The organism is Citrobacter sp. wls826, from assembly GCF_005281245.1.
Classification (GTDB): domain Bacteria; phylum Pseudomonadota; class Gammaproteobacteria; order Enterobacterales; family Enterobacteriaceae; genus Citrobacter; species Citrobacter braakii.
On sequence record NZ_SZWS01000018.1, the window covers coordinates 97,534 to 121,576 of the forward strand.

General features: G+C 54.4%; 19 protein-coding genes. 11 read left to right on the plus strand and 8 right to left on the minus strand.

Annotation, left to right across the window (positions count from 1 at the left end; genetic code table 11):
- From FDW87_RS21645 to mmuM, 3 genes are all read left to right on the plus strand, one after another.
- Positions 1-771 (plus strand): MFS transporter (locus FDW87_RS21645; RefSeq protein WP_252362977.1); only part of this gene is annotated, 771 nt, incomplete at its 5' end.
- A gap of 274 nt (positions 772-1,045) precedes the next feature.
- Complete coding sequence (gene mmuP, locus FDW87_RS03155) at positions 1,046-2,449, plus strand: S-methylmethionine permease (protein WP_049270230.1); 1,404 nt, start codon at positions 1,046-1,048, stop codon at positions 2,447-2,449.
- Complete coding sequence (gene mmuM / locus FDW87_RS03160; RefSeq protein ID WP_137379453.1) at positions 2,436-3,377, plus strand: homocysteine S-methyltransferase; 942 nt, start codon at positions 2,436-2,438, stop codon at positions 3,375-3,377. Before mmuP ends, mmuM begins: the two co-directional genes overlap by 14 nt.
- Positions 3,378-3,447: 70 nt before the next feature.
- On the opposite strand, the gene fbpC is transcribed toward mmuM, so the two are convergent.
- The 6 genes from fbpC to FDW87_RS03190 all read right to left on the minus strand — a co-directional run bounded on the left by fbpC (position 3,448) and on the right by FDW87_RS03190 (position 11,242).
- Positions 3,448-4,494 (minus strand): ferric ABC transporter ATP-binding protein, encoded by a 1,047-nt coding sequence (fbpC, locus tag FDW87_RS03165; RefSeq protein WP_137379454.1) that lies wholly within the window; start codon positions 4,492-4,494, stop codon positions 3,448-3,450.
- Positions 4,495-4,505: 11 nt separating this feature from the next.
- The gene (locus FDW87_RS03170; RefSeq protein ID WP_137379455.1) at positions 4,506-6,584 is read right to left on the minus strand and encodes an iron ABC transporter permease; all 2,079 of its coding nucleotides are present in this window, start codon (positions 6,582-6,584) and stop codon (positions 4,506-4,508) included.
- Between the two features lie 69 nt (positions 6,585-6,653).
- The gene (locus tag FDW87_RS03175; protein WP_016151983.1) at positions 6,654-7,685 is read right to left on the minus strand and encodes an ABC transporter substrate-binding protein; all 1,032 of its coding nucleotides are present in this window, start codon (positions 7,683-7,685) and stop codon (positions 6,654-6,656) included.
- Positions 7,682-8,986, minus strand: a complete 1,305-nt coding sequence (gene uhpC, locus FDW87_RS03180; RefSeq protein ID WP_047357663.1) for an MFS transporter family glucose-6-phosphate receptor UhpC — start codon at positions 8,984-8,986, stop codon at positions 7,682-7,684. Before uhpC ends, FDW87_RS03175 begins: the two co-directional genes overlap by 4 nt.
- A gap of 85 nt (positions 8,987-9,071) precedes the next feature.
- Positions 9,072-10,613, minus strand: a complete 1,542-nt coding sequence (locus tag FDW87_RS03185; protein WP_137366564.1) for an MASE1 domain-containing protein — start codon at positions 10,611-10,613, stop codon at positions 9,072-9,074.
- Entirely contained in the window at positions 10,613-11,242 is a 630-nt protein-coding gene (locus FDW87_RS03190) for a response regulator transcription factor (protein ID WP_029139427.1), read from the minus strand. The genes FDW87_RS03185 and FDW87_RS03190 overlap by 1 nt, the downstream gene beginning before the upstream one ends.
- 256 nt (positions 11,243-11,498) lie before the next feature.
- Between FDW87_RS03190 and tauA the strand changes: the two genes are divergently transcribed.
- The 4 genes from tauA to tauD are packed head-to-tail and all read left to right on the plus strand — an operon-like array spanning position 11,499 to position 14,918.
- On the plus strand, positions 11,499-12,461 hold the full coding sequence (gene tauA, locus FDW87_RS03195) for a taurine ABC transporter substrate-binding protein (RefSeq protein ID WP_016155824.1): 963 nt from the start codon (positions 11,499-11,501) through the stop codon (positions 12,459-12,461).
- 14 nt (positions 12,462-12,475) lie between these two features.
- The gene (gene tauB / locus FDW87_RS03200; RefSeq protein WP_137379456.1) at positions 12,476-13,243 is read left to right on the plus strand and encodes a taurine ABC transporter ATP-binding subunit; all 768 of its coding nucleotides are present in this window, start codon (positions 12,476-12,478) and stop codon (positions 13,241-13,243) included.
- On the plus strand, positions 13,240-14,070 hold the full coding sequence (gene tauC, locus FDW87_RS03205) for a taurine ABC transporter permease TauC (RefSeq protein WP_049270214.1): 831 nt from the start codon (positions 13,240-13,242) through the stop codon (positions 14,068-14,070). The genes tauB and tauC overlap by 4 nt, the downstream gene beginning before the upstream one ends.
- Positions 14,067-14,918 carry a taurine dioxygenase gene (gene tauD, locus FDW87_RS03210; RefSeq protein ID WP_049270213.1) on the plus strand — a complete coding sequence of 284 codons (852 nt, stop codon included), beginning with the start codon at positions 14,067-14,069 and terminating at the stop codon, positions 14,916-14,918. Before tauC ends, tauD begins: the two co-directional genes overlap by 4 nt.
- 78 nt (positions 14,919-14,996) lie before the next feature.
- Here the strand turns inward: tauD and hemB are convergent, their stop codons facing one another.
- Positions 14,997-15,971 carry a porphobilinogen synthase gene (hemB, locus tag FDW87_RS03215; protein ID WP_016151991.1) on the minus strand — a complete coding sequence of 325 codons (975 nt, stop codon included), beginning with the start codon at positions 15,969-15,971 and terminating at the stop codon, positions 14,997-14,999.
- A gap of 510 nt (positions 15,972-16,481) precedes the next feature.
- Here hemB and ehaB point away from each other — a divergent pair.
- The gene (gene ehaB, locus FDW87_RS03220) at positions 16,482-19,406 is read left to right on the plus strand and encodes an autotransporter adhesin EhaB (protein ID WP_137379457.1); all 2,925 of its coding nucleotides are present in this window, start codon (positions 16,482-16,484) and stop codon (positions 19,404-19,406) included.
- A gap of 89 nt (positions 19,407-19,495) precedes the next feature.
- Positions 19,496-20,119, plus strand: a complete 624-nt coding sequence (gene iprA, locus FDW87_RS03225) for a hydrogen peroxide resistance inhibitor IprA (protein ID WP_016155830.1) — start codon at positions 19,496-19,498, stop codon at positions 20,117-20,119.
- Position 20,120: 1 nt separating this feature from the next.
- Here the strand turns inward: iprA and ampH are convergent, their stop codons facing one another.
- Positions 20,121-21,278, minus strand: coding sequence for a D-alanyl-D-alanine-carboxypeptidase/endopeptidase AmpH (gene ampH, locus FDW87_RS03230; RefSeq protein WP_016151995.1), 1,158 nt, complete (start codon positions 21,276-21,278; stop codon positions 20,121-20,123).
- Positions 21,279-21,661: 383 nt separating this feature from the next.
- Between ampH and sbmA the strand changes: the two genes are divergently transcribed.
- Together sbmA and FDW87_RS03240 are read left to right on the plus strand one after the other, a co-directional pair.
- On the plus strand, positions 21,662-22,882 hold the full coding sequence (gene sbmA, locus FDW87_RS03235; protein WP_016155831.1) for a peptide antibiotic transporter SbmA: 1,221 nt from the start codon (positions 21,662-21,664) through the stop codon (positions 22,880-22,882).
- Positions 22,883-22,898: 16 nt separating this feature from the next.
- Entirely contained in the window at positions 22,899-24,002 is a 1,104-nt protein-coding gene (locus tag FDW87_RS03240) for a DUF1615 domain-containing protein (RefSeq protein ID WP_047416936.1), read from the plus strand.
- Positions 24,003-24,043 lie beyond the last annotated feature (41 nt).

Here is a 24,043-nt window from a genome sequence, read left to right on the forward strand (position 1 = left end):
ATTGGCGCGGCGTTAGCGGCGGCGCTCGGATTTAGCGGTCTGGCCGCCGCCTGGCAAACGGTGTTCTGGGTTGGCGGAGTGATCCCGCTGCTGCTGGTGCCGTTGTTGATGCGCTGGCTGCCAGAATCACAGGTTTATGCCCAGCAAACGCAGGTGGCCGCCGCGCCGTTGCGCGCCCTGTTCGCACCCGCTACCGCCACCGCCACGCTGCTGCTGTGGCTGTGCTATTTCTTCACCCTGCTGGTGGTGTATATGCTGATCAACTGGCTGCCGATGCTGCTGGTGGAGCAGGGCTTTCAGCCCTCGCAGGCGGCTGGCGTGATGTTTGCTCTGCAAATCGGTGCGGCCAGCGGCACGTTAATTCTCGGGGCATTAATGGACAAACTGCGCCCGGTGGTCATGTCGCTTCTGATCTACACCGGGATGTTGGCTTCGTTGCTGGCGCTGGGGACGGTGTCGTCATTGAGCGGTATGCTGATGGCCGGATTTGTGGCGGGGATGTTTGCCACTGGAGGACAAAGCGTGCTGTATGCGCTGGCTCCGCTGTTTTACAGTACGCAGATCCGCGCGACAGGCGTGGGTACCGCCGTCGCCGTTGGGCGTCTGGGGGCGATGAGCGGCCCGCTGCTGGCAGGAAAAATGTTAGCACTCGGCACAGGAACGGTAGGCGTGATGGCGGCTTCTGCGCCGGGCATTTTACTGGCAGGGCTGGCGGTATTTTTCCTGATGAGCCGTAAATCGCAGATGCCGATCCCGACCAGTGGCTCATAAACAATCGTTCGGTTGTATGAGTGGGGAGATACGGTTCCCACTTCCGGGTGAACGCCAGCCGGCGATGACGTTGCCAGAGTTTATGTAAAGCCTGGCAACGGAGGCGTTATGAGCTGGCGGCCCTTTTTATATTTGATAATTAACCCCCACCCGGTATTAAGCGCCCGGCGCGGTCATCTGCGTCTGGTGCAGGGTTGACTTTGCATTGTGTTAACAAACGCGGTATAACACACCTTCTTTGGATGTTTAGATGTCCATACGTTTAGAAGGTTATATGCAAACAACACAACAAAATGCGCCACTGAAGCGCACGATGAAAACGCGTCACCTGATTATGCTCTCCTTAGGCGGCGTGATTGGCACAGGGTTATTCTTCAATACCGGCTACATCATCTCCACTACCGGGGCCGCGGGAACGCTGCTGGCCTATCTGATTGGCGCGCTGGTGGTCTGGCTGGTTATGCAGTGTCTGGGCGAGCTGTCGGTCGCAATGCCGGAGACCGGGGCGTTTCACGTCTATGCCGCGCGCTATCTCGGCCCGGCGACGGGGTATACCGTGGCCTGGCTCTACTGGCTGACCTGGACCGTGGCGCTTGGTTCGAGTTTTACCGCTGCCGGATTCTGTATGCAGTACTGGTTTCCGTTGGTGCCAGTATGGGTCTGGTGCGTGGTGTTCTGTGTGATTATTTTTGGCCTGAACGTTATCTCCACGCGCTTTTTTGCCGAAGGGGAGTTCTGGTTCTCGTTGGTGAAAGTGGTCACTATCATCGCCTTTATTATCCTCGGCGGGGCGGCGATTTTTGGCTTTATCCCGATGCAGGATGGCTCGCCCGCGCCGGGGCTAAGTAATATCACAGCGGAAGGTTGGTTCCCGCATGGTGGCTTACCGATCCTGATGACTATGGTGGCGGTGAACTTTGCTTTTTCGGGAACTGAGCTTATCGGTATTGCCGCCGGTGAAACGGAAAATCCGCGCAAGGTGATCCCGGTGGCGATTCGTACCACCATCGCGCGACTGATTATTTTCTTTATCGGTACCGTTTTTGTGCTGGCGGCGCTGATCCCGATGCAGCAGGCGGGCGTGGAGAAAAGCCCGTTTGTGCTGGTATTTGAGAAGGTAGGTATTCCTTACGCTGCCGATATTTTTAACTTCGTGATCCTGACAGCCATTCTTTCTGCGGCGAACTCCGGGCTGTATGCCTCCGGGCGCATGCTCTGGTCGTTGTCGAATGAACGTACGCTGCCAGCCTGTTTTGCGCGAGTAACGAAAAAAGGCGTGCCGCTGACGGCGCTGTCGGTCAGTATGCTCGGCGGCGTACTGGCGCTGTTTTCCAGCGTGGTGGCCCCGGACACGGTATTTGTCGCGCTGTCGGCAATCTCCGGGTTTGCGGTGGTGGCGGTGTGGCTGAGCATCTGCGCCTCGCACTTTGTTTTTCGCCGCCGTCATCTGCAACAGGGTAAGGCATTGAGTGCATTACATTATCGTGCGCCGTGGTATCCGCTGGTGCCGGTATTGGGATTTGTGTTGTGCCTGGTGGCCTGTGTAGGGCTGGCATTCGATCCAGCGCAGAGAATTGCGTTGTGGTGCGGGTTACCGTTTGTTGCGTTGTGCTATGGTGCATATTTCCTTACTCAACCCCGTAACGCAAAACAGGAGCCAGAACATGTCGCAGAATAATCCGTTACGCGCTCTCCTTGAGAAACAGGATGTCCTGTTACTGGATGGCGCGATGGCGACGGAGCTGGAAGCGCGAGGGTGTAACTTAGCCGACAGCCTGTGGTCAGCCAAAGTGCTGGTAGAAAACCCGGAGCTTATCCGCGAAGTGCATCTTGATTATTACCGGGCGGGGGCGCAATGCGCGATCACCGCCAGCTATCAGGCGACACCGGCGGGATTTGCCGCGCGAGGCCTGGATGAAGCGCAGTCGAAAGCGCTGATTGGCAAAAGCGTGGAGCTGGCGCGTAAAGCGCGTGAAGCGTATCTGGCAGAGAACCCGCAAGCGGGCACGCTGTTGGTGGCGGGATCTGTCGGACCTTACGGCGCGTATCTGGCGGACGGCTCTGAATACCGTGGCGATTACCAGCGCAGCGCCGAGGCGTTCCAGGCGTTTCATCGCCCGCGCGTGGAAGCATTGCTGGATGCCGGGGCCGATCTGCTGGCCTGCGAAACTCTGCCGAATTTTGTCGAGATTAGCGCACTGGCTGAGCTGTTGACCGCGTACCCGCGTGCGCGTGCCTGGTTCTCATTTACTCTGCGTGACAGCGAGCACCTGAGCGACGGTACGCCGCTGCGTGACGTGGTCGCGTTGCTGGCGGATTATCCGCAGGTGGTGGCGTTAGGCATTAACTGCATTGCGCTGGAAAACACCACCGCTGCGTTGCTGCATTTACACGGCTTAACGGCGCTGCCGCTGGTGGTGTATCCGAATTCGGGCGAGCAGTACGATGCCGCGAGCAAAACCTGGCATCATCACGGTGAGTCTTGTGCGCAACTGGCGGATTATCTGCCACAGTGGCAGGCCGCTGGCGCACGATTGATTGGCGGGTGCTGTCGCACCACGCCTGCGGATATTGCCGCGTTAAAAGTTCAAGTTCAGGCCCGATAAGACGTAAGCCGCCATCGGGCATTTTTTGCCAGATGGCGATACGGTATGAACCGGAAACATGGGTAACACTTTATGCCGCATCCGCCAGCACAAACATGCCGTACGGATGGATTTCGAGATAATACTGCTCGCCGACGTCCGGCTGCAGACGCGTAGCGTTGACCTGCAATAAAATCTCCTGTCCGTGCCACTCCACCGTGACCTCATATTGGGGTCCCATATACGCGACGTGGCGGATCACGCAGCGCTGGCTCTCTTCGCCGCGGTCGCTGAGGGTGATCGCTTCCGGGCGCACGCCTACCATGCCCTCGCCTTGATCGCTAAAGTGCAGTGGGCGCAGCAGATGATAGCCGTAGATATCAACGTATCTGTCGCTGAAGGTGGCCGGGAACAGGTTGGCATCGCCCATAAAGCTCGCCATAAAGCGGGAGGCGGGCTGGCGATAGAGATCCTGCGGCGAGCCGATCTGCATGATGTGTCCCTTGTTCATCACCAGTACGGTATCGGAAACCGCAAAGGCTTCGCTTTGATCGTGGGTGACGTACAGCGAGGTGATATCAAACTGCTTTTGCAGCTCGCGGATCTTGTCGCGCATGCTGCGACGCAGGTTGGCGTCCAGGTTACTTAACGGTTCATCAAACAGCAGCACTTTCGGTTTGAGGATCAACGCACGGGCCAGCGCCACGCGCTGCTGCTGACCGCCGGAGATCTGATCGACAAAGCGGTCTTCAAATCCTTCCAGATCCACCATCGCCAGCGCCTCTTTGACGCGGGTTTTCACCTCCGCGCGCGACACGCCGAGCATCTTCAGGCCATAACCGACGTTCTCCCCTAACGACATATGCGGGAACAGGGCATATGACTGAAACACCATACAGATATCGCGCTGCTGAATAGAACGATGAGTAACGTCTTCGCCATCAATGAAAATTTGTCCTTCGCTCGGTTTTTCCAGCCCGGCAACCAGACGCAAGATGGTGGTTTTACCGCAGCCGGACGGGCCGAGCAGCGTTACCATTTGCCCCTGCGGAATGGTGAGATTGATATTGTCGATAACCGTGTTGCTGCCAAATCGTTTAGTGACGTTGCGCAGTTCAACGAAATTTTTCTGAGTCATAGTGCGCTCCATTACGCCTGGTTTTTGGCTTTTGAACGGGAGGTACGTGATTCACCGATCAGCCAGTCAAAGATGAAAATAATCGCCAGCATCACCACGATCAAAATGGAACCGTAGGCAATCGCCACGCCGTATTCGCCGTCTTCTACGCGGTTCAGGATGTAGGCCGTGGCCACGCGGGTATCCGGCGTAACGAGGAACACAATGGCGCTGACGGTGGTAATGGCGCGCACAAAGCTGTAGATCAGCGCTGAGAGGATCGCCGGGCGCAGCAGCGGCAACAGGATGTGCGTAATGGTGCGCAGGGAACCGGCACGCAGACTGAGCGAGGCTTCATCCAGCGATTTATCGATTTGGCCTAAGCCCGCAATGCCCGCCCGGATACCGACCGGGACGTTACGCATCACCATTGAGATAATCACGATGGCGGCGGTGCCGGTGAGGTATACCGGGGCGCTGTTAAAGGCCAGAATGTACGACACGCCCGCTACGGTGCCCGGAACGGCAAAGCACAGCATAGTGGTGAACTCGATGGTCTTTTTGCCTTTAAACTGCTGACGCACCACAACCCATGCGATCAGCAGGCCGAAGATAGCGGTGATCGGCGCGGCAATCCCGGCGTAGAGCAGGGTGTCGAGCAGTGAAGGCCACGCGCCGTCGCTCATTCCCTGACCGAACAGTTTGGTAAAGTTCGCCAGCGTCAGGGTGTAGTCCACGCCCCAGTTTACGGTGAAACTGCCGTAGAAAATGCTGCCGTAGAGCAGGGCGTTAAAGGCAATCCACACCGCCAGCAGCGCGACCACGCTCCATACCAGCGTTACCGGCAGCGGCTGCACGTCGCCCCGATAGGATTTACCGGAAACGGTGACGTACGAGCGTTTACCAATCCACATGTACTGCACGCAGAACACCAGCAGCGAGAACAGCAACAGGAAGGCACCCAGCGTACTGGCGGCCTGGTAGTCGAGCTGGGAGCCGGTGATATAGAAGTAGATTTGCGTTGCCAGCACGTCGAAGTTACCGCCAAGCACCAGCGGGTTACTGAAGTCGGCCAGCGACTGCACCACCACAATTAAAAAGGCGTTTGCCAGTGCCGGTTTTAGCAGCGGGACAAACACACCGTTAAAGGTTTGCCAGCGGCTGGCGCGCAGGGTGTATGACGCCTCCTCCAGCGACGGATGAATGGTTTTGATCGCCCCGTCGAGGATCATAAACGCCATCGGAGTGAAGGCCAGCACCTGCGCCAGCCAGATGCCGATAAAACCGTACAGCCAGTTGGTGTTAGTCAAACCAAACCATTCGACCATAAATTCGGTGATGTAACCGGAGCGTCCCATCATCAGCGTTACGCCTAAACCCACAACAAACGGCGGGGTGACGATCGGCAGAATCGAGAAAATACGTCCAATAATGGCGCTGCGTTTCGCAATACGGGTGGTGTAGATAGCCAGCACCAGGCCAAAGAAGGTACAGCCGACGCCGACGGCAATCGACAGCATAATCGAGTTGAGGATCACCTGAATGATATGCGCCTGCGACAGCACATTCATAAACGCCAGCGGGGCAAATTCCCCGGCGTCGTTGGTGAACATCGGAATGAAAATAGCGATACTTGGCCAGACGATAAAAATACCGATCAGCGCGACAATCGCGGTGAGCGAGCCGATGACGAAACGGTCGCCGCCCAGCCATTCCAGACGTGTGAGCGCCAGGGTCATGATCGCGCCAAGTGCCACAAACAGCACGATGGTGGCATAGCCTAAGCCGCGTCCCTCAAGAGTCGCGCTGGCGACGATAAACGCCATACAGAAAAACGCCCAGCCCGCATCAAAATAATGGCGGCTGCGCTGTTCGCGTCTGGCCTCATGGAACGGGCGCACCAGCAGCAGGCTTGGCAGCAGATACCAGAGCCAACTGATATTGAACTGTGACCAGCCGTAGGCGGCGAGAATTTCTTCGCGCGTCGACTCCAGCAGACCGTAGTCCAGGCTCCAGCTCGGCAGCAGGGCAAACGCCAGCCAGCCGAGTAAAATCCAAAGAAATATCGCATCCCGTTTTTTCACGGGATGGAGTGCAAGTGTGTGTGACATAGCGGTTCCGGTATTTCAGGCCGGATATGGCGTTGAGGCCGTATCCGGCAAATGAACGTAAATCTGGGGTTATTTACCCATCTTCACTTCGCTGACCCACTTATTGATCAGGGCTTTACGCACGTCGGTCGAGCCGTACTTATCCATGTCGTAATTGATAAGCTTCAGGTCGTCGAGCTTCAGCGAGTTAGGGGACGTCTCGGCGGTGGTGTTGGTCAGGATCTGATAGGATTTACCTTTCTTCCACGCCAGCTCCTGCGCGTCTTTCGACAGTACCCAGTCAACGAACAGTTTGGCGTTATCGAGGTTGCGCGCGCCTTTCAGGATGCTGACACCGCCGATTTCATAACCGGTACCTTCGCACGGTGAGACAAGTTCCAGCGGTGCGCCCTGTTCTTTTTCCAGTGAGTAGTCGTGCAAGAAACCGATGCCGATAGCCGTTTCGCCACGGGCGGCGTTACGCGCCGGGGCAATGCCGGATTTGGTGTACTGGGAGACGTTGGCGTTGAGCTGTTTCAGGTAGTCAAAGGCCTGATCTTCCCCCCACAGTTGGGCAAAAGTCGCCAGTGCGGTATAGGCGGTACCGGAGCTTTGCGGATCAGCAATCTGGATTTCGCCTTTGTATTCCGGTTTGGTCAGATCCTTCCAGCATTTTGGCACCGGTAGGTTTTTCTCTTTCAGGCGCTGGGTATTGACGCCAAAGCCCAGAATACCGACATAAACCGCCGAGGAGAGGTTGCCTTTCACTTTTGCCGGATCGCGAAACTTCTCCATGATTTGTTCGAGGTTTGGTGATTTATACGGCTGCAGCAGCCCCATTTCACCGGCCTGGGACTGTGGATCCAGCGTACCACCGTACCAGACATCCGCTTGCGGGTTTTTCTTCTCGGCATCCACTTTCGCCAGCGTACTGCCTGAGCCGTTGCGAATGAATGAAGTCTTCACATCATATTTTTCACCGAAGGCTTTGGTTTCGGTTTCGCACATTTCGTTGGTGGCGCTGCAATACACCACCAGACGACCCTGCGCCTGAGCTGCACTGCTGAAGGCTGCCAGCGTCAGAGCGGAGGCAATTAGGGTAGAGGTAAGCGTCAGTTTCATTGTTTTATCCTTTGACTGAGAGAAGGGGGAATGCCCGCAATGAGCAATGGCATCAGCAATAAACCCATAAAGACAGCGGCAACCGAGAGCAAACTGAACATTCCCGACCAGCCGTAGTGTTCTATGACCAGCGACAGCGGCCAACCCGCCAGCGCGGCCCCCAGATAGGCGAACAGCCCGAGAAAACCAGTAATTGAACCTGCCGCCGCCTTATGTCCGCATTCCACGGCCGCGAGGCCAATTAGCATCTGTGGGCCAAACACAAAAAAGCCCACGGTAAAGAAACACACTGCCAGTAGCGCGTAGTGGTGCACCGGCGCCAGCCACAGCGCGGCGACGGAGACCATCAGCCCCAGTGTGAACAGCAAAATCATTGGGGCACGCTGACCGCTGAACAGCAGATCCGATCCCCATCCGGCAAACAGCGCCCCCAGCAAGCCGCCGACTTCAAACAGCATTACCGTGGCATTGGCGCTGAGCAGGTTCACACCGTGGCTTTCCGTCAGCCAGATGTTGCCCCAGTCGTTGAGCGCAATGCGGATCAAATAGACCAACACATATGACACGCCGAGTAGCCAGATCATCGGGTTCTTCAGCATGGTGGTGCGTAACATTTGCCACAGCCCCATCGGCGGACTTTGCTGCTCCTGACGCAACTCCAGCGGGTCTTGCCGCCATTCCCCAACCGTGGGTAAGCCTTCTTCCCGGGGCGTGCCTTTCAGTTGCAGGGTGAGCCAGATGCCTAACGCCATGCTGATTATTCCTGGAGCCAGCATGGCTGCCTGCCAACCCCACCAGTGGGCGGCAAAGGCGCTAATCAGCGGGATGATGGCCCCACCGATGTTGATCGACATATTCCAGCAGCCCCACCAGAAGCCGCGTTCGTTGCGCGAGTACCAGTGGGTCAATAGTCGGGCGCAGGGCGGCCAGCCCCAGCCCTGAAAAAATCCGTTCAGCGTCCAGACCACCAGGAGCAGCGTCAGCGATTCACCAAAGGCGAACAGCACGTTTAAAACGCCGGTGGCAAACAGGCCAATGCCCATAAACGCGCGCTGTCCGTGGCTGTCGTGCCATAGCCCGGCGGTGAATTTCGACAGGCCATAGGTCAGATAAAACAGCGATCCCAGCAGGCCGATATCGCCTTTATCCAGACCCAGATCCGTTTGCAGCGCCGGGAGGACGTAGTTAACGCTTTTGCGCGTCAGATAAAACGCGGCGTACCCAATCACCATACACATCAGCAGCCGGGGGCGTAGCGCCCGGTACTGTTGGTCTGTTTCGCGTGATGCACGTGCATGCATGGCAGCCTCCGTTTGTGCTGACTATAGGAAAGTGAAAGCAAAATGGGATGAGATAAAGTCCGCAGTGACTAAGACTTTTTCCTGGTTAACGGCTGATTTGTTGCAAATTTGTGGGCAGGTTAACAATTACCCGCGTGCCGTTGTTCGATTCGAGCGTCAGTTCGCCGCCAAGGGCGCTGACCCGCTCACGCATCCCCTGGATACCGAACCCGGGGATTTTCTCCGCGAGAATACCTACGCCGTTGTCAGCGACGTGCAGAAACACGCGGTGTTCCTGCTGGCGCAGCGTAATCGACACTTCGCTGGCGTCGGCATGTTTACAGACGTTATTGAGCAACTCCTGCAGCAGGCGATACAGTGTGAAACGCACCGTTTCATTTTCTGGCGTATTTTCAAGCTGATAGTCAAACCAACAGCGAATGCCGCGTTCGGCAAAGGCAAATTCATTCACCAGATGATGCAGTGCATCTTTAAAGGCCAGTTCATCGAGCGCGGGCGGTCGTAGCTGGCGCAGCAGTTGGCGGGTGGAGTGGTGAATGCGCCGGGCAAGGTCGTTGATCTGATTTGCCGCTTCAAGCGTTTGCTCGCGACCCGGCGCGCGCTTGACCAGTTGCGACTGAATTTGAATGGCGGTGATGTTCTGACCAATTTCGTCGTGTAGCTCCCGCGCCAGGCTTTTGCGCGTATTTTCCTCGGTGCGGATCAGTTGTTCGGTCAGCGCGCGTCGCGCTGCCAGTTCGGCTTCCAGACGCTGGCGATAATGGTGCAGATTTTGCGCCAGATGCTGCTGGCGGCTGATAGCGATCCCGAGCCCTATGCCCAGCAGCGCCTGGGTGGCGAGGAAAATCTCCAGCTCCAGTAAATTGCTGAACCCGACGCCGATTTGCCGGGCGATGGTGATCATCATACTGCCGAGCAGTCCGGACAACACGCCGCCCTGCCAGCCAAATTTCCACGCCATCACCACGTTTGGTAAGAACACCACGATTAGCAGCAGGCGCTCGATCTCCGGTGACAGCACCATCTGGGTACCTATGCCAATAATGAAAAACAGACTGCACCAGATGATAAGCGAGGTACGCAGGGGAGGATTGGTGGTATCCAGTCCGAGCAAATGATAGCGGTGCTGCTGGCGCAGAAATTCGTAGATCAGATAGACAAACGGCGTCAGCAGCACGCCGCCGGTAAACGATGCCAGGCCAATTAACGTTGCCGGGCTTTGGATAAACGGTGAAAGCAGGAGGGTATTGAGCAATGACGTGATCGTCACCGCGGCCAACAGCAGCGTTAAGCGCTGCCAGTAAAGGGGGAAGCGGTGCCAGTAGGACTGGCCGATACTCGCCGGGATCAGGCTAATCAACGGCGCAGCCAGCAGGATATAGCCATTCACTAATTGCTCGCTGTGCAGCCAGAACAGCATCAGCACCGGCGGCAGTACCAGCGCGGGCCAGTAACGGCGAGAAAGCAGGATTAGCAGGGCGAGATAGACGCCGTGCGGCAGGAATAGCGCTGCCTGCTGGCCGTTGTGGGTCAGGTAAAACCCCAGCGTCCACAGCATCAGCCAGCCCGATCCCCAGGCCAGCAGAATAAACAGAGAAATAACCCCATGACGAAGGCTGCGTGACATTAATGCCCCGTCAGCAACTGGTGGTCGAGTGCAAAATGCACCAGATCGATGGTGCTGTGGCATTGCAGTTTGCCCAGCACGTTCGCACGATGAACGTGCACCGTTTTATGGCTGAGGTCGAGCTTGAAGGCGATCTCTTTTACGCTGTCGCCTTTGACCAGCAGATCAAACACTTCGCGCTCGCGCGGGGTCAATACCTCCAGTACCTGCGCGGGCTGTTCGCCGCCGCGTAGCGCCCGCAGCGCGTCGGCGCACAGGTAATGCCCGCCCATACCAACCGATCGTACCGCCTGCACCAGTTCCTCTGGCCCGCAGCGTTTGGTCAGATAACCGCTGGCACCGGCATCCAGTGCGCTTTGCACAAACGTGGGTGAGTCATAGATGCTGAGAATAATGGCGCGAAAACCGGGCTTCTGCGCCCGCAGTCGTTTTAACAGGCTCAGGCCATTTTCATCCGGCATGGCGATATCCATCACCGCAACGTTGACGTCATCATGCAGTAATGCAGGCCACGCCTGTGCCGCGCTGCTGTACTGGCCAGCAACGTTGAGATCGTCTTCGAGACTGAGTAATTGCGCAAAGCCGGAACGCACCACCACATGGTCATCCACCAGCACAACATGAATCATGATCTTGCTCTCTTGCCTGACAATGGCATCTATGATGCCTGCCAGCGCCGCGCTGGCAATCCCCGTGGCGCGGATATGTAACGAATGTAACAAAATCGCAATAATTTGCCGGCCTGCAATCAAATGCATTTCCGGGCTAAGCATTGCCGCTTTTTTTCTAAAAACAGATCGCTATTAGCCAGAATTTTTAATTCCTTTATCAAATTGTGCCGCAACGAAATACTGCCCCCATAACAAGACAGGGGAGCAGACAATCATGGCTATTTCATCGCGTAACGCACTACTTGCCGCACTGGCATTCATCGCATTTCAGGCACAGGCGGTGAACGTCACCGTTGCTTATCAGACCTCCGCTGAACCCGCTAAAGTGGCGCAGGCGGATAACACCTTTGCTAAAGAGAGCGGGGCTACCGTTGACTGGCGCAAATTCGACAGCGGTGCGAGCATCGTCCGTGCGCTGGCATCCGGTGATGTGCAGATCGGTAATCTTGGCTCCAGCCCGCTGGCGGTCGCTGCCAGCCAGCAGGTGCCTATTGAGGTTTTCCTGCTGGCGTCAAAACTCGGCAATTCTGAAGCGCTGGTGGTGAAGAAAAACATCAGTAAACCGCAAGATTTGATTGGTAAACGCATTGCCGTGCCGTTTATTTCCACTACCCATTACAGCCTGCTGGCGGCGTTGAAACACTGGGGTATCAAAGCAGGGCAGGTGGAGATTGTGAACCTGCAGCCACCCGCGATTATTGCCGCCTGGCAGCGCGGAGATATTGATGGTGCTTATGTCTGGGCGCCTGCGGTAAACGCGCTGGAAAAAGATGGCAAGGTATTAACCGACTCATCGCAGGTTGGCGAGTGGGGCGCACCGACGCTGGACGTGTGGGTGGTGCGCAAAGATTTTGCCGAGAAGCATCCTGACGTGGTGAAAGCCTTTGCCAAAAGCGCCATCGACGCCCAGCAGCCTTATATCGCTAATCCCGATGAATGGCTGAAACAGCCGGAGAATATCAGCAAACTGTCGCGTTTGAGTGGCGTACCGGAGGCGGATGTGCCAGGGCTGGTGAAAGGTAACACCTATTTGACGGCACAACAGCAAACCGCTGAGCTAACCGGCCCGGTGAATAAAGCGATTATCGACACCGCGCAGTTCCTCAAAGAGCAGGGCAAAGTCCCCGCCGTCGCGACGGATTACAGCCAGTATGTGACCGATCGCTTCGTGCAATAAATAAGGAGGCACTGATGCTGCAAATCTCTCATCTTGCCGCCAGCTACGGTGGAAAACCGGTGCTGGAAGATATCAACCTGACGCTCGATAGTGGCGAACTGCTGGTGGTACTCGGACCTTCTGGTTGCGGAAAAACCACGCTGTTAAATCTGATTGCCGGGTTTGTGCCGTATCAGCATGGCAGCATTATGCTGGCGGGCAACAAAGTTGAAGGTCCAGGCGCAGAGCGCGGGGTTGTGTTCCAGAACGAAGGCCTGCTGCCCTGGCGCAACGTGCAGAACAACGTGGCCTTCGGGCTGCAACTGGTGGGGATGGAGAAGCCCCAACGTCAACGAATCGCGCGGGAGATGTTGCAGAAAGTTGGGCTGGAGGATGCGGGAAAACGTTTTATCTGGCAGCTCTCTGGTGGTCAGCGTCAGCGCGTCGGTATTGCGCGGGCGTTGGCTGCCAACCCGCAGCTGTTGTTGCTGGATGAACCCTTTGGCGCGCTCGACGCCTTTACCCGCGAGCAGATGCAAACCCTGCTGCTGAAGTTGTGGCATGAGACTGGCAAACAGGTGCTGTTGATTACCCACGATATTGAAGAAGCCGTTTTTATGGCAACGGAGCTGGTATTGCTGTCGCCAGGCCCTGGCCGGGTACTGGAGCGTCTGCCGCTGAATTTCGCTCGTCGCTTTGTGGCCGGAGAGCCGAGCCGCAGCATTAAGTCCGACCCGCAGTTTATCGCCATGCGCGAGTATGTGTTAGGTCGTGTCTTTGAACAACGGGAGGCATTCTCATGAGCGTGGTGATTAATGATAAACCCCGTCGCCAGCGCGCGCTGAACTGGCGCTGGCCGTTCTCGCGGCAGATTACCTTAAGCTTCGGTACGCTGGTCGTCATTCTGGCGGTGTGGTGGACGGTGGCGGCGCTGCAGTTAATCAGTCCGCTGTTTTTACCCCCGCCGGGCCAGGTTTTGCAAAAACTGATGGTTATTGCCGGGCCGCAGGGGTTTATGGATGCCACGCTGTGGCAGCATCTGGCGGCGAGCCTGACGCGTATTGTTATCGCGCTGCTGGCGGCGGTACTGCTCGGCGTTCCGGTTGGGATCGCTATGGGGCTGAGTCCGACGATGCGCGGCATTCTCGATCCGATCATTGAACTGTATCGTCCGGTTCCGCCATTGGCCTATTTGCCGCTGATGGTGATCTGGTTTGGCATTGGTGAGACCTCCAAGATCCTGCTGATCTATCTGGCGATATTCGCCCCTGTAGCGATGTCGGCGCTGGCGGGGGTTAAAAGCGCGCAGCAGGTGAGAGTGCGTGCCGCACAGTCGCTGGGAGCCAGCCGTACGCAGGTGCTGTGGTTTGTTATTTTGCCGGGGGCATTGCCGGAGATACTCACAGGGTTGCGTATCGGGCTTGGCGTGGGCTGGTCGACGTTGGTGGCAGCAGAGCTGATTGCCGCCACGCGAGGTTTAGGATTTATGGTGCAGTCAGCCGGTGAGTTTCTGGCAACGGATGTGGTGCTGGCGGGGATCGCGGTGATTGCCGTTATCGCGTTTATTTTAGAACTGGGTCTGCGCGCGCTTCAGCGCCGCCTGACGCCCTGGCATGGAGCAGTACAATGAGTGAACGTCTGAGCATTACCCCGCTGGGGCCGAACATTGGCGCACAAATCACCGGTGCGGATTTGACGCGCCCGCTGAGCGATAATCAGTTTGAACAGCTTTATCACGCCGTACTGCGCCATCAGGTGGTGTTTCTGCGTGAGCAGGTGATTACGCCGCAACAACAGCGGGCGCTGGCGCTGCGTTTTGGCGATCTGCATATTCACCCTGTCTATCCGCATGCCGAAGGGGTTGAAGAGATTATCGTGCTGGATACTCATAACGATAATCCGCCGGATAACGACAACTGGCACACCGATGTGACCTTTATCGACACGCCGCCAGCGGGCGCGATTCTGGCGGCAAAAGAGCTGCCATCGACAGGGGGAGACACCCTGTGGACCAGCGGGATTGCCGCTTATGACGCATTATCTGAGCCGTTTCGCCAGTTGCTGAGCGGCCTGCAGGCAGAGCATGATTTTCGTAAATCCTTCCAGGAATATAAATACCGCCAGACGCCAGAGGAGCATCAGCGCTGGTTGGAGGCGGTGGCAAAGCATCCGCCCCTGCTGCATCCGGTGGTGCGCACGCATCCAGTGAGCGGGAAGCAGGCGCTGTTCGTGAATGAAGGATTTACCACGCGAATTGTCGATGTGACGGAAAAAGAGAGCGAGGCGTTACTGCGCTTTTTGTTCGCGCATATCACTAAACCGGAGTTCCAGGTGCGCTGGCGTTGGCAGCCCAACGATGTGGCGATTTGGGATAATCGCGTGACGCAGCATTATGCGAATGCGGATTATCTGCCCCAGCGGCGCATTATGCACCGGGCGACAATTTTGGGAGACAAGCCGTTTTTTCGGGCGGGGTGATTATCGGAGACGCTTCATTTACCGGGCCTACGACCTGTAGGTCCGGTAAAGCGAAGCCGTCATTAGGCAACAAAGTGATTAGCGCAGGATTTTTTTCTCAGCCAGATCCAGTGCGAAGTAGCTGAAGATCAGATCCGCGCCAGCGCGTTTGATCGAGCCTAAGCTTTCCAGCACCACTTTCTCTTCATCTATTGCACCCGCAAGGGCTGCAAACTTGATCATCGCGTATTCACCGCTGACCTGATAAGCGCCAATCGGTAGCTCGGTGCGCTCGCGGATATCGCGCAGAATATCGAGGTATGCGCCAGCCGGTTTGACCATCAGGCAGTCTGCGCCCTGGGCTTCATCCAGCAGCGATTCGCGGATCGCTTCCCGACGGTTCATCGGGTTCATCTGATAGGTTTTACGATCGCCCTTCAGCGCGGTACCTGCGGCTTCACGGAATGGGCCATAGAAAGAAGAGGCAAATTTGGTGGAGTAGGACATGATCGCGGTATCGGTAAAGCCCGCGGCATCCAGCGCCTGGCGAATCGCCTGCACCTGGCCGTCCATTGCGGCGGAAGGGGCGATGAAATCTGCGCCCGCAGCGGCGGCAACGACCGCCTGTTTGCCGAGATTGGCAAGGGTTAAATCGTTATCAACGCCGTGCTCGCATAATACGCCGCAGTGACCGTGCGAGGTGTATTCACAGAAGCAGGTGTCGGACATGACGATCATCTCCGGTACGGTCTGCTTACAGATACGCGACATGCGCGCCACCAGACCGTCTTCTTTCCAGGCATCGCTGCCGGTGTCATCGGTGTGATGGGAAATGCCGAAGGTCATAACCGAGCGGATGCCTGCATTAGCAATGCGTTCAATTTCGCGCGCCAGATGCTTCTCTGGAATGCGCATCACGCCGGGCATGGCCTCGATAGCTTTGTAATCGTCGAGTTCTTCTTCAACAAAGATCGGCAACACCAGGTCATTTAAGCTGAGTGTTGTCTCTTCAAACATAGCGCGCAGCGCAGGTGATTTGCGCAGGCGGCGAGGGCGTTGGATTAGGTCTGTCATGGTATGCCTGATGTTTGTGGAATCGAAGGCCGTAGTATACCCGAACCTGAGGGTGGGTGGTTTACGAAAGTTGGCGTTATATCTGGATTTTCCATCGTGGAAGGCTGAATCATTAGAGCAATTTATTCACATTTATGGCAAGTTATTTATATTCATTATTTTGCTTGTTTCTGTTTTTATTATTTTAAATATCGATGCGTTTATTTCTGTAGGGCTGGTGATAATTTCTCTTTATTTATTGTTTATTTGTTTGGGTGTGTGGTGAGTTATTTATTAATTATATGTTTCAGCGGTGTGTTGTGCAGTATTTCATTGAAAGGATAAGTATTTTTGTTTTTTGTGTCAGAGGCGGGAGTATTCGTAGTGTTGTCCGGTTTCGGACGACTAGCAAAGAATAATTGAACCTTTCCTTTGTGAAACCGCATAATCGTCCCCGCGAAACATAAAATGTTTTCTTTGCATTGATAATTGATGGATCAACTATATTACGTCCCTGAGGAGGGATGACAAATGCACACTTGGAAAAAGAAACTTGTAGTCTCACAATTAGCATTAGCCTGTACTTTGGCAATCACTTCTCAGGCGAATGCTTCTACTGATATTTCTGGAACTACGTACACAACGTTCACCCATTATAATGACGCATCACATGTTGATGACGTTTACTTCGATGGCTATGTCGGTTGGAACAATTACGGCACTGATAGCATTTATAACGGTGATATTTATCCGGTAATCAATAACGCTACTGTCAACGGCGTTATTTCTACTTATTATCTGGATGATGGACTGTCAACTAACGGCAATTATAACAGCCTGACGATTAAAAACAGTACCATTCACGGTATGGTGACATCCGAGTGTATGACCACGGATTGTACTAACCGTACGGGTACCGACTATTACTACGACCGTCTGGCAATGAACGTCATCAACTCCACTATCGATGACAACTACGAACATTATACCTACAACGGTACCTATAATGACGTGGCTGATACGCACGTTGTCGACGTTTATAACCTGGGTACGGCTATCACTCTGGATCAAGAAGTTGATCTGTCTATCTCCAACAACTCTCACGTCGCGGGTATTACCCTGACTCAGGGTTATGAGTGGGAAGATATTGACGATAATACCGTCATCACCGGCGTAAACAGCGGCGAAGTGTTTAACAACACTATCGCTGTTACCGACTCTACCCTGACCTCAGGTTCCTGGTCTGATGAAGGAAGATCCGGCTGGTTTGGTAACACCAGCAATGCGAGCGACTACAACGGTAACGGTTGGAACGCGAATGATATCGCATTGGCGGTTATTGCTAATCCCAATGCAGATAACGCGATGCAGACCACCGCCACGTTTGATAACGCTACGCTGATGGGCGATGTGCTGTTCTCCAGCAACTTTGATGAGAACTTCTTCCCGAACGGTGCTGATACTTACCGCGATACTGATGCCGATCTGGATACCAACGGCTGGGATGGTACTGACCGTCTGGATCTGACCCTGAACCACGGCAGCAAGTGGGTTGGTGCGGCAATGTCCGTCCATCAGGTTGACGTTGATGGTGATGGTGTTTACGAAAGCTATGCTGAGGGCACTGAAGCCACCGCTACGCTGATTGATATCGCTGCCAACAGCCTGTGGCCTTCTTCAACCTACGGTATCGATAGCGACACATCCTCCTATGACGAAAATGGTCATGTGGTTGGCAATACCGTTTATCAGAGCGGTCTGTTCAACGTGACGCTGAACGGCGCTTCCCAGTGGGATACCACCAAAACTTCTCTGATTGACACTTTGAGCATCAACAGCGGTTCCGTTGTCAACGTGGGTGATTCTGCGCTGGTTTCTGACTCCATCTCTCTGACCGGTGCTTCCGCACTGAACATCAATGAAGATGGTCGTGTTGCGACTAATACGCTGTCTATTGACAACAGTACCGTAACGATTGCTGATGATGTCTCTGCCGGCTGGAATGTGCTTAATGCCGCGCTGTATGCCAATACCATTAACGTCACCAACAACGGCGTTCTGGATGTGGGCAACAGCACCGGGAACGCACTGCAAGTTGATACCCTGAATCTGACCAGCTACACCGGCGCTTACAACCATGTTAATGCGGGTGTTTTCGACATCAACAGCGCTAACTATGTATTGAATGCTGACCTGACCAACGATCGTACCAACGATACGCGCCAGGCTAACTACGGTTATGGTGTGATCGCGATGAACTCTGATGGTCATCTGACTATCAACGGTAACGGCGATTCTGACACCTCAGGCGATCAGTCTGAAGTTGATAACTACGGTGATCACGTAGCAGCGGCAACCGGTAACTATAAAGTTCGCATCGATAACGCCACTGGCGCAGGTTCTGTTGCTGATTACAACGGTAACGAGCTGATCTACGTTAACGACACGAACAGCACCGCAACCTTCTCTGCAGCCAACAAAGCAGACCTGGGGGCTTACACCTATCAGGCTCAGCAGCAGGGTAACACCGTTGTTCTGCAGCAGATGGAGCTGACCGACTACGCGAACATGGCGCTGAGCATTCCGTCTGCCAATACGAATATCTGGAACCTGGAACAAGACACCGTTGGTACTCGTCTGACTAACGCGCGTCATGGTCTGGTAGATAACGGTGGTGCATGGGTGAGCTACTTCGGCGGCAGCTTCGATGCGGATAACGGCAACATTAACTATGATCAGGATGTTAACGGCATCATGGTCGGTGTTGATTCCAAAATCGATGGTAACAACGCTAAGTGGATTGTCGGTGCTGCGGCAGGCTTCGCGAAAGGTGACATGAGTGATCGTACCGGTCAGGTAGATCAGGATAGCCAGACTGCCTATATCTACTCTTCTGCTCGTTTTGCGAACAACATCTTTGTTGACAGTAACTTAAGCTACTCCCACTTCAACAACGATCTGTCTGCCAGCATGAGCAACGGTCAGTATGTTGATGGCAGCACCTCTTCTGATGCCTGGGGCTTTGGCTTGAAACTGGGTTATGACCTGAAGCTGGGTGACGCAGGTTACGTAACCCCTTACGGTAGCGTATCCGGTCTGTTCCAGTCTGGTGATGACTATAAGCTGAGCAACGACATGAAAGTTGACGGTCAGTCTTATGACAGCATGCGTTATGAACTTGGTGTAGATGCGGGTTATACCTTCGCCTACAGCGATGACCAGGCGCTGACCCCGTACTTCAAACTGGCCTACGTTTACGACGACTCTAACAACGATTCTGATGTAAACGGTGATTCTATCGACAACGGCGTAGAAGGTTCTGCGGTACGCGTTGGACTGGGTACTCAGTTTAGCTTCACCAAGAACTTCAGCGCATACACTGATGCTAATTACCTCGGTGGTGGTGATGTCGATCAAGACTGGTCTGCAAACGTTGGTGTTAAATATACCTGGTAACAACTTTCTCGCAGAGAAATAAAAGGTAATTTAATTTAGAATAATGCCCGTCACGGATTTGACGGGCATTTCTTGCAAGGAATGCGCACATGCTATCTTCAAATAAACCTCTTCTTGAGTTTGGTAAGCTTGATAAATGTTTAGCGAAATATGGTAAACACTTTGAGTGTGGGAACGAAAAAGAAATAATTTATTCCGGTGATATTAATAGTGATGATACTTTCGTTATTTTAAGTGGTGTTGTTTCCTTACGTAGAGGGGAATGCGTACTGGTCGGGATTGCACAGGCGCCTTTTATTATGGGCCTTTCTGATGGCGTGATGAAAACAGATGTACAATACAAATTAATAACCGAAAGTAATTGTACGGGATACCACCTGCCTGCTTCGCAAACGATAAATATAATTGAACAATGCCAGCTTTGGCGTGAAGCCTTTTGCTGGTTGGCATGGCAAAACTCCATGTTTGAGTTGCGCGATCTGCAGCTGATCGGCAATAACTCCTACGATCAGATCCGCGCGACGCTGATATCCATGATGAAATGGGACGACGTACTGCGTTCGCGTATCGGCGTCATGAACTATATTCACCAACGCACGCGAATTTCACGCTCAGTTGTCGCTGAGGTTCTCGCGGCATTGCGTAAAGGTGGTTACATTGAAATGAATAAAGGCAAACTGGTGAGCATTAACCGTTTGCCTTTTGAGTATTAAGTCAGGATGCAGGAATAACCTGCGGTTTGTTCCCGCTCAGCTCTGCAACCAGATCGTTGATACCGTCGCTCATATTGGTAAAGCGGGTTAGCGGAGAGCGGGTCACCACGATAAATGCCCCGACGTTTTGCTGCGGGATCATCGCCATATAGGTAATGAAGCCGCCGCCGCCACCAGTTTTTTGAATAATTCCCGGTCGCCCATTCTTCGGCGCCATATAGACCCAGCCCAAACCCAGCGCATCGGCTCTACCCGGAACATCCATCCCTATCACTTTGGTTAACTGCGTACGCTGATAAATCAGCGTCTGCATACGGTCGGCCTGCTGGCTACGATGGTAAAAATCAGATGAGAGATACTGCTGCATCCAGCGCATCATATCGCCGGGCGTTGAATAAACACCGCCGCTGCCCATCGCCGCCAGGGTATTGTTGCAAGGACTGGCGCCTTTTTCCGCGACCATCAGGCGTCTGCATTGATCGGGGGATGGGGTAAAGGTGGTGTCTTTCATCCCCAGCGGACGGGTGATTTTTTCTTCAAACAGCTGCGGATAAGGCTTTCCGGATGCGGTTCCCAGCGCATCGGCCAGCAGGTCAAACGCCAGGTTGGAATAAGAAGCCTGCGAGCCCGGTGCGGCTTTAAGCGTGGCGGTTGAGAGATAGCTCCAGCGCTGTTCACGGGTTGGCCAGACAAATACCGGGCGCTTCGCCGCGCCGCCAGGCTGTTCGCGCGGCAACGCGCTGGTATGTGTCGCCAGATTCACCAGCGTGATCGGCGTGCCCTGATAAGTCGGCACGCGCGCGCCAGGCGGCGCATATTTGCTCAATGGATCGTTGAGTTTAACCGTACCCTGATCGAGTAATTTCACCAGCATTTCGCTGGTCATTAATTTAGTAATAGAGGCAATTCGAATAACGGAATCCAACTGCGGATGGACGTTATTGCCAGGGCGTGTTTCGCCGAAGCTGCGAAATACGCGCTGGTTACCATCAATCACCACGAGCGCCATCCCCGTAGCACCGCTGCCGTAAAATATATGGTCGGCATAACGATCGACGATATCAGAGGCGAAGACCGGATCGGTTATAGGCTGTGCCGCCTGGACAGATGTCAATGACGCCGCACACAGCGCGGCAGAAAAAAGCAGACTACGTTTCAACGGTGGTGTCCATGAGTTAGAGAAAGTGAAAAAGGATGTCGTGCGTATGCGTATTTATACTACTCATCGGCGTATTGCAAAGCGCTTATCAGCCAATGATAGTGTGAAAAACGTAACGATGAGTAAACGCGAGCGTTTCCCGGATTACGGATGTTCGCTTTTGTGATCTCACGCTGTGATAATCTGCACTTGCTGGAACGTTGTCGAGTGTGAAAATCACAGAAACAATTCTTCATACCCGGGTGCGAACTAAGTGCCGCGGTTTTGGTCACACTTGTCGGTTTCAGCTTGTGTTTTTGGGCGTAAGCCGTCTGGCCGCCGCACTCCACGGTGGCAAATACACAGCAGTCGTCATAACGATAAGAAGTTAGCAGGAGAGCACTATGTTTAAGTCTTTTTTCCCAAAGCCGGGGCCGTTCTTTATTTCGGCATTTATTTGGGCACTGGTCGCCGTTGTATTCTGGCAAGGAGGTGGGGGAGCCTGGGTTGCACATATTACCGGCGCGTCGGGAGACGTACCGATTAGCGCGGCCCGATTCTGGTCGCTGGATTACCTGATTTTTTATGCGTATTACATCCTTTGTGTTGGTGTGTTCGCGCTGTTCTGGTTTATCTACAGCCCGCACCGCTGGCAGTACTGGTCCATACTGGGCACGTCGCTGATTATTTTCGTGACCTGGTTTCTGGTTGAAGTTGGCGTCGCCGTCAACGCCTGGTATGCGCCATTCTATGATCTGATTCAATCCGCGTTGAGTGCGCCGCATAAGGTGAAGATTGAGCAGTTCTATCATGAAGTAGGCATCTTTCTTGGCATTGCGCTGATTGCCGTGGTCATTGGGGTGATGAACAACTTCTTCGTCAGCCACTATGTATTCCGCTGGCGTACCGCAATGAACGAACACTATATGGCGCACTGGCAGCATCTGCGTCATATCGAAGGCGCGGCGCAGCGTGTGCAGGAAGATACCATGCGTTTTGCCTCCACGCTTGAAGATATGGGGGTCAGCTTTATCAATGCGATTATGACGCTGATTGCCTTCTTACCTGTACTGGTCACACTCTCAGCCCATGTGCCGGACCTGCCAATTGTTGGACATGTTCCTTATGGCCTGGTGATTGCCGCGATTGTCTGGTCGCTGATGGGAACCGGCTTGCTGGCGGTAGTCGGCATCAAACTTCCGGGGCTGGAGTTTAAAAACCAGCGCGTGGAAGCGGCCTACCGTAAAGAACTGGTTTACGGTGAAGATGACGCTAATCGTGCGACCCCGCCGACGGTGCGTGAACTGTTCCATGCGGTGCGCCAGAACTACTTCCGCCTCTATTTTCACTATATGTACTTCAATATCGCCCGCATTCTATACCTGCAGGTTGATAACGTTTTCGGCTTGTTCCTGCTGTTCCCGTCGATTGTTGCCGGTACGATTACGCTCGGCCTGATGACGCAAATCACCAACGTGTTTGGCCAGGTGCGAGGCTCGTTCCAGTATTTGATTAACTCCTGGACAACGTTAGTAGAACTGATGTCTATTTATAAGCGTCTGCGCAGCTTTGAACGTGAGCTTGATGGTCAGGATATTCAGGAAGTTACCCATACGCTTAGTTAATAAAAAAGGAGATGTTATGTCGACGGTTTCCCGTCTTTACCCCTTGTCCGGTCTGGCCGCTCTGGTGCTGGTGGGATGTAGTAGCCAACCCGCGCAGCCGCTAAAAAAAGGGGAGAAAGCCGTCGATGTGGCGAGCGTGGTGCGCCAGAAAATGCCCGCCAGCGTGAAAGACCGGGACGCATGGGCGCAGGATTTAGCGAAGACGTTTGAAAGCCAGAAGCTGGCGCCGACGGTTGAAAATATCTGTTCGGTGTTGGCGGTCGCGCAACAGGAGTCAAACTATCAGGCGGATCCGGCCGTTCCAAACTTAAGTAAAATCGCCTGGAAAGAGATCGACCGGCGCGCCGAGCGTATGCATATCCCGCAGTTTGTGGTGCATACCGCACTGAAGATTAACTCGCCAACGGGGAAAAGCTACAGCGAGCGTCTGGATACGGTGAAAACGGAAAAACAGCTTAGCGCCATTTTTGATGATTTTATCAATATGGTACCGATGGGGCAGACGCTGTTTGGTTCGCTTAATCCGGTACATACCGGTGGGCCAATGCAGGTCAGTATCGCGTTTGCCGAGCAGCACGCCGATGGGTATCCGTGGAAAATGGCGGGAACAGTACGTCAGGAAGTGTTCAGCCGCCGCGGTGGGCTGTGGTTCGGTACGTATCATCTGCTTAACTACCCGGCGAATTACAGCGCGCCAATCTTCCGTTTCGCTGATTTCAATGCGGGATGGTATGCCAGCCGCAATGCGGCTTTCCAGAATGCGGTCAGTAAAGCCAGCGGAGTGAAGCTGGCGATGGATGGTGACTTGATTCTCTATGGCAGCAGCGAGCCGGGCAAAACCGAGCTGGCGGTACGTAAACTGGCCGGGAAGCTGGGGATGAGCGAGAGTGAGATCCACCGTCAACTGCAAAAAGGTGACAGTCTGGCTTTTGAAGATACCACTCTGTACGAGAAGGTCTATAAGCTGGCGGAAGCGAAGACTGGGAAAGCGCTACCCCGTGAAATGCTGCCAGGCATTCAGCTGGAAAGCCCGAAGATTACACGTAATCTGACTACCGCGTGGTTTGCGAAACGCGTGGACGATCGTCGAGCGAAATGTATGGGTCAGTCATCATTATGATGACGGCGGCGCCAGCGCACGAATGCCGCGATGGCGCCAAG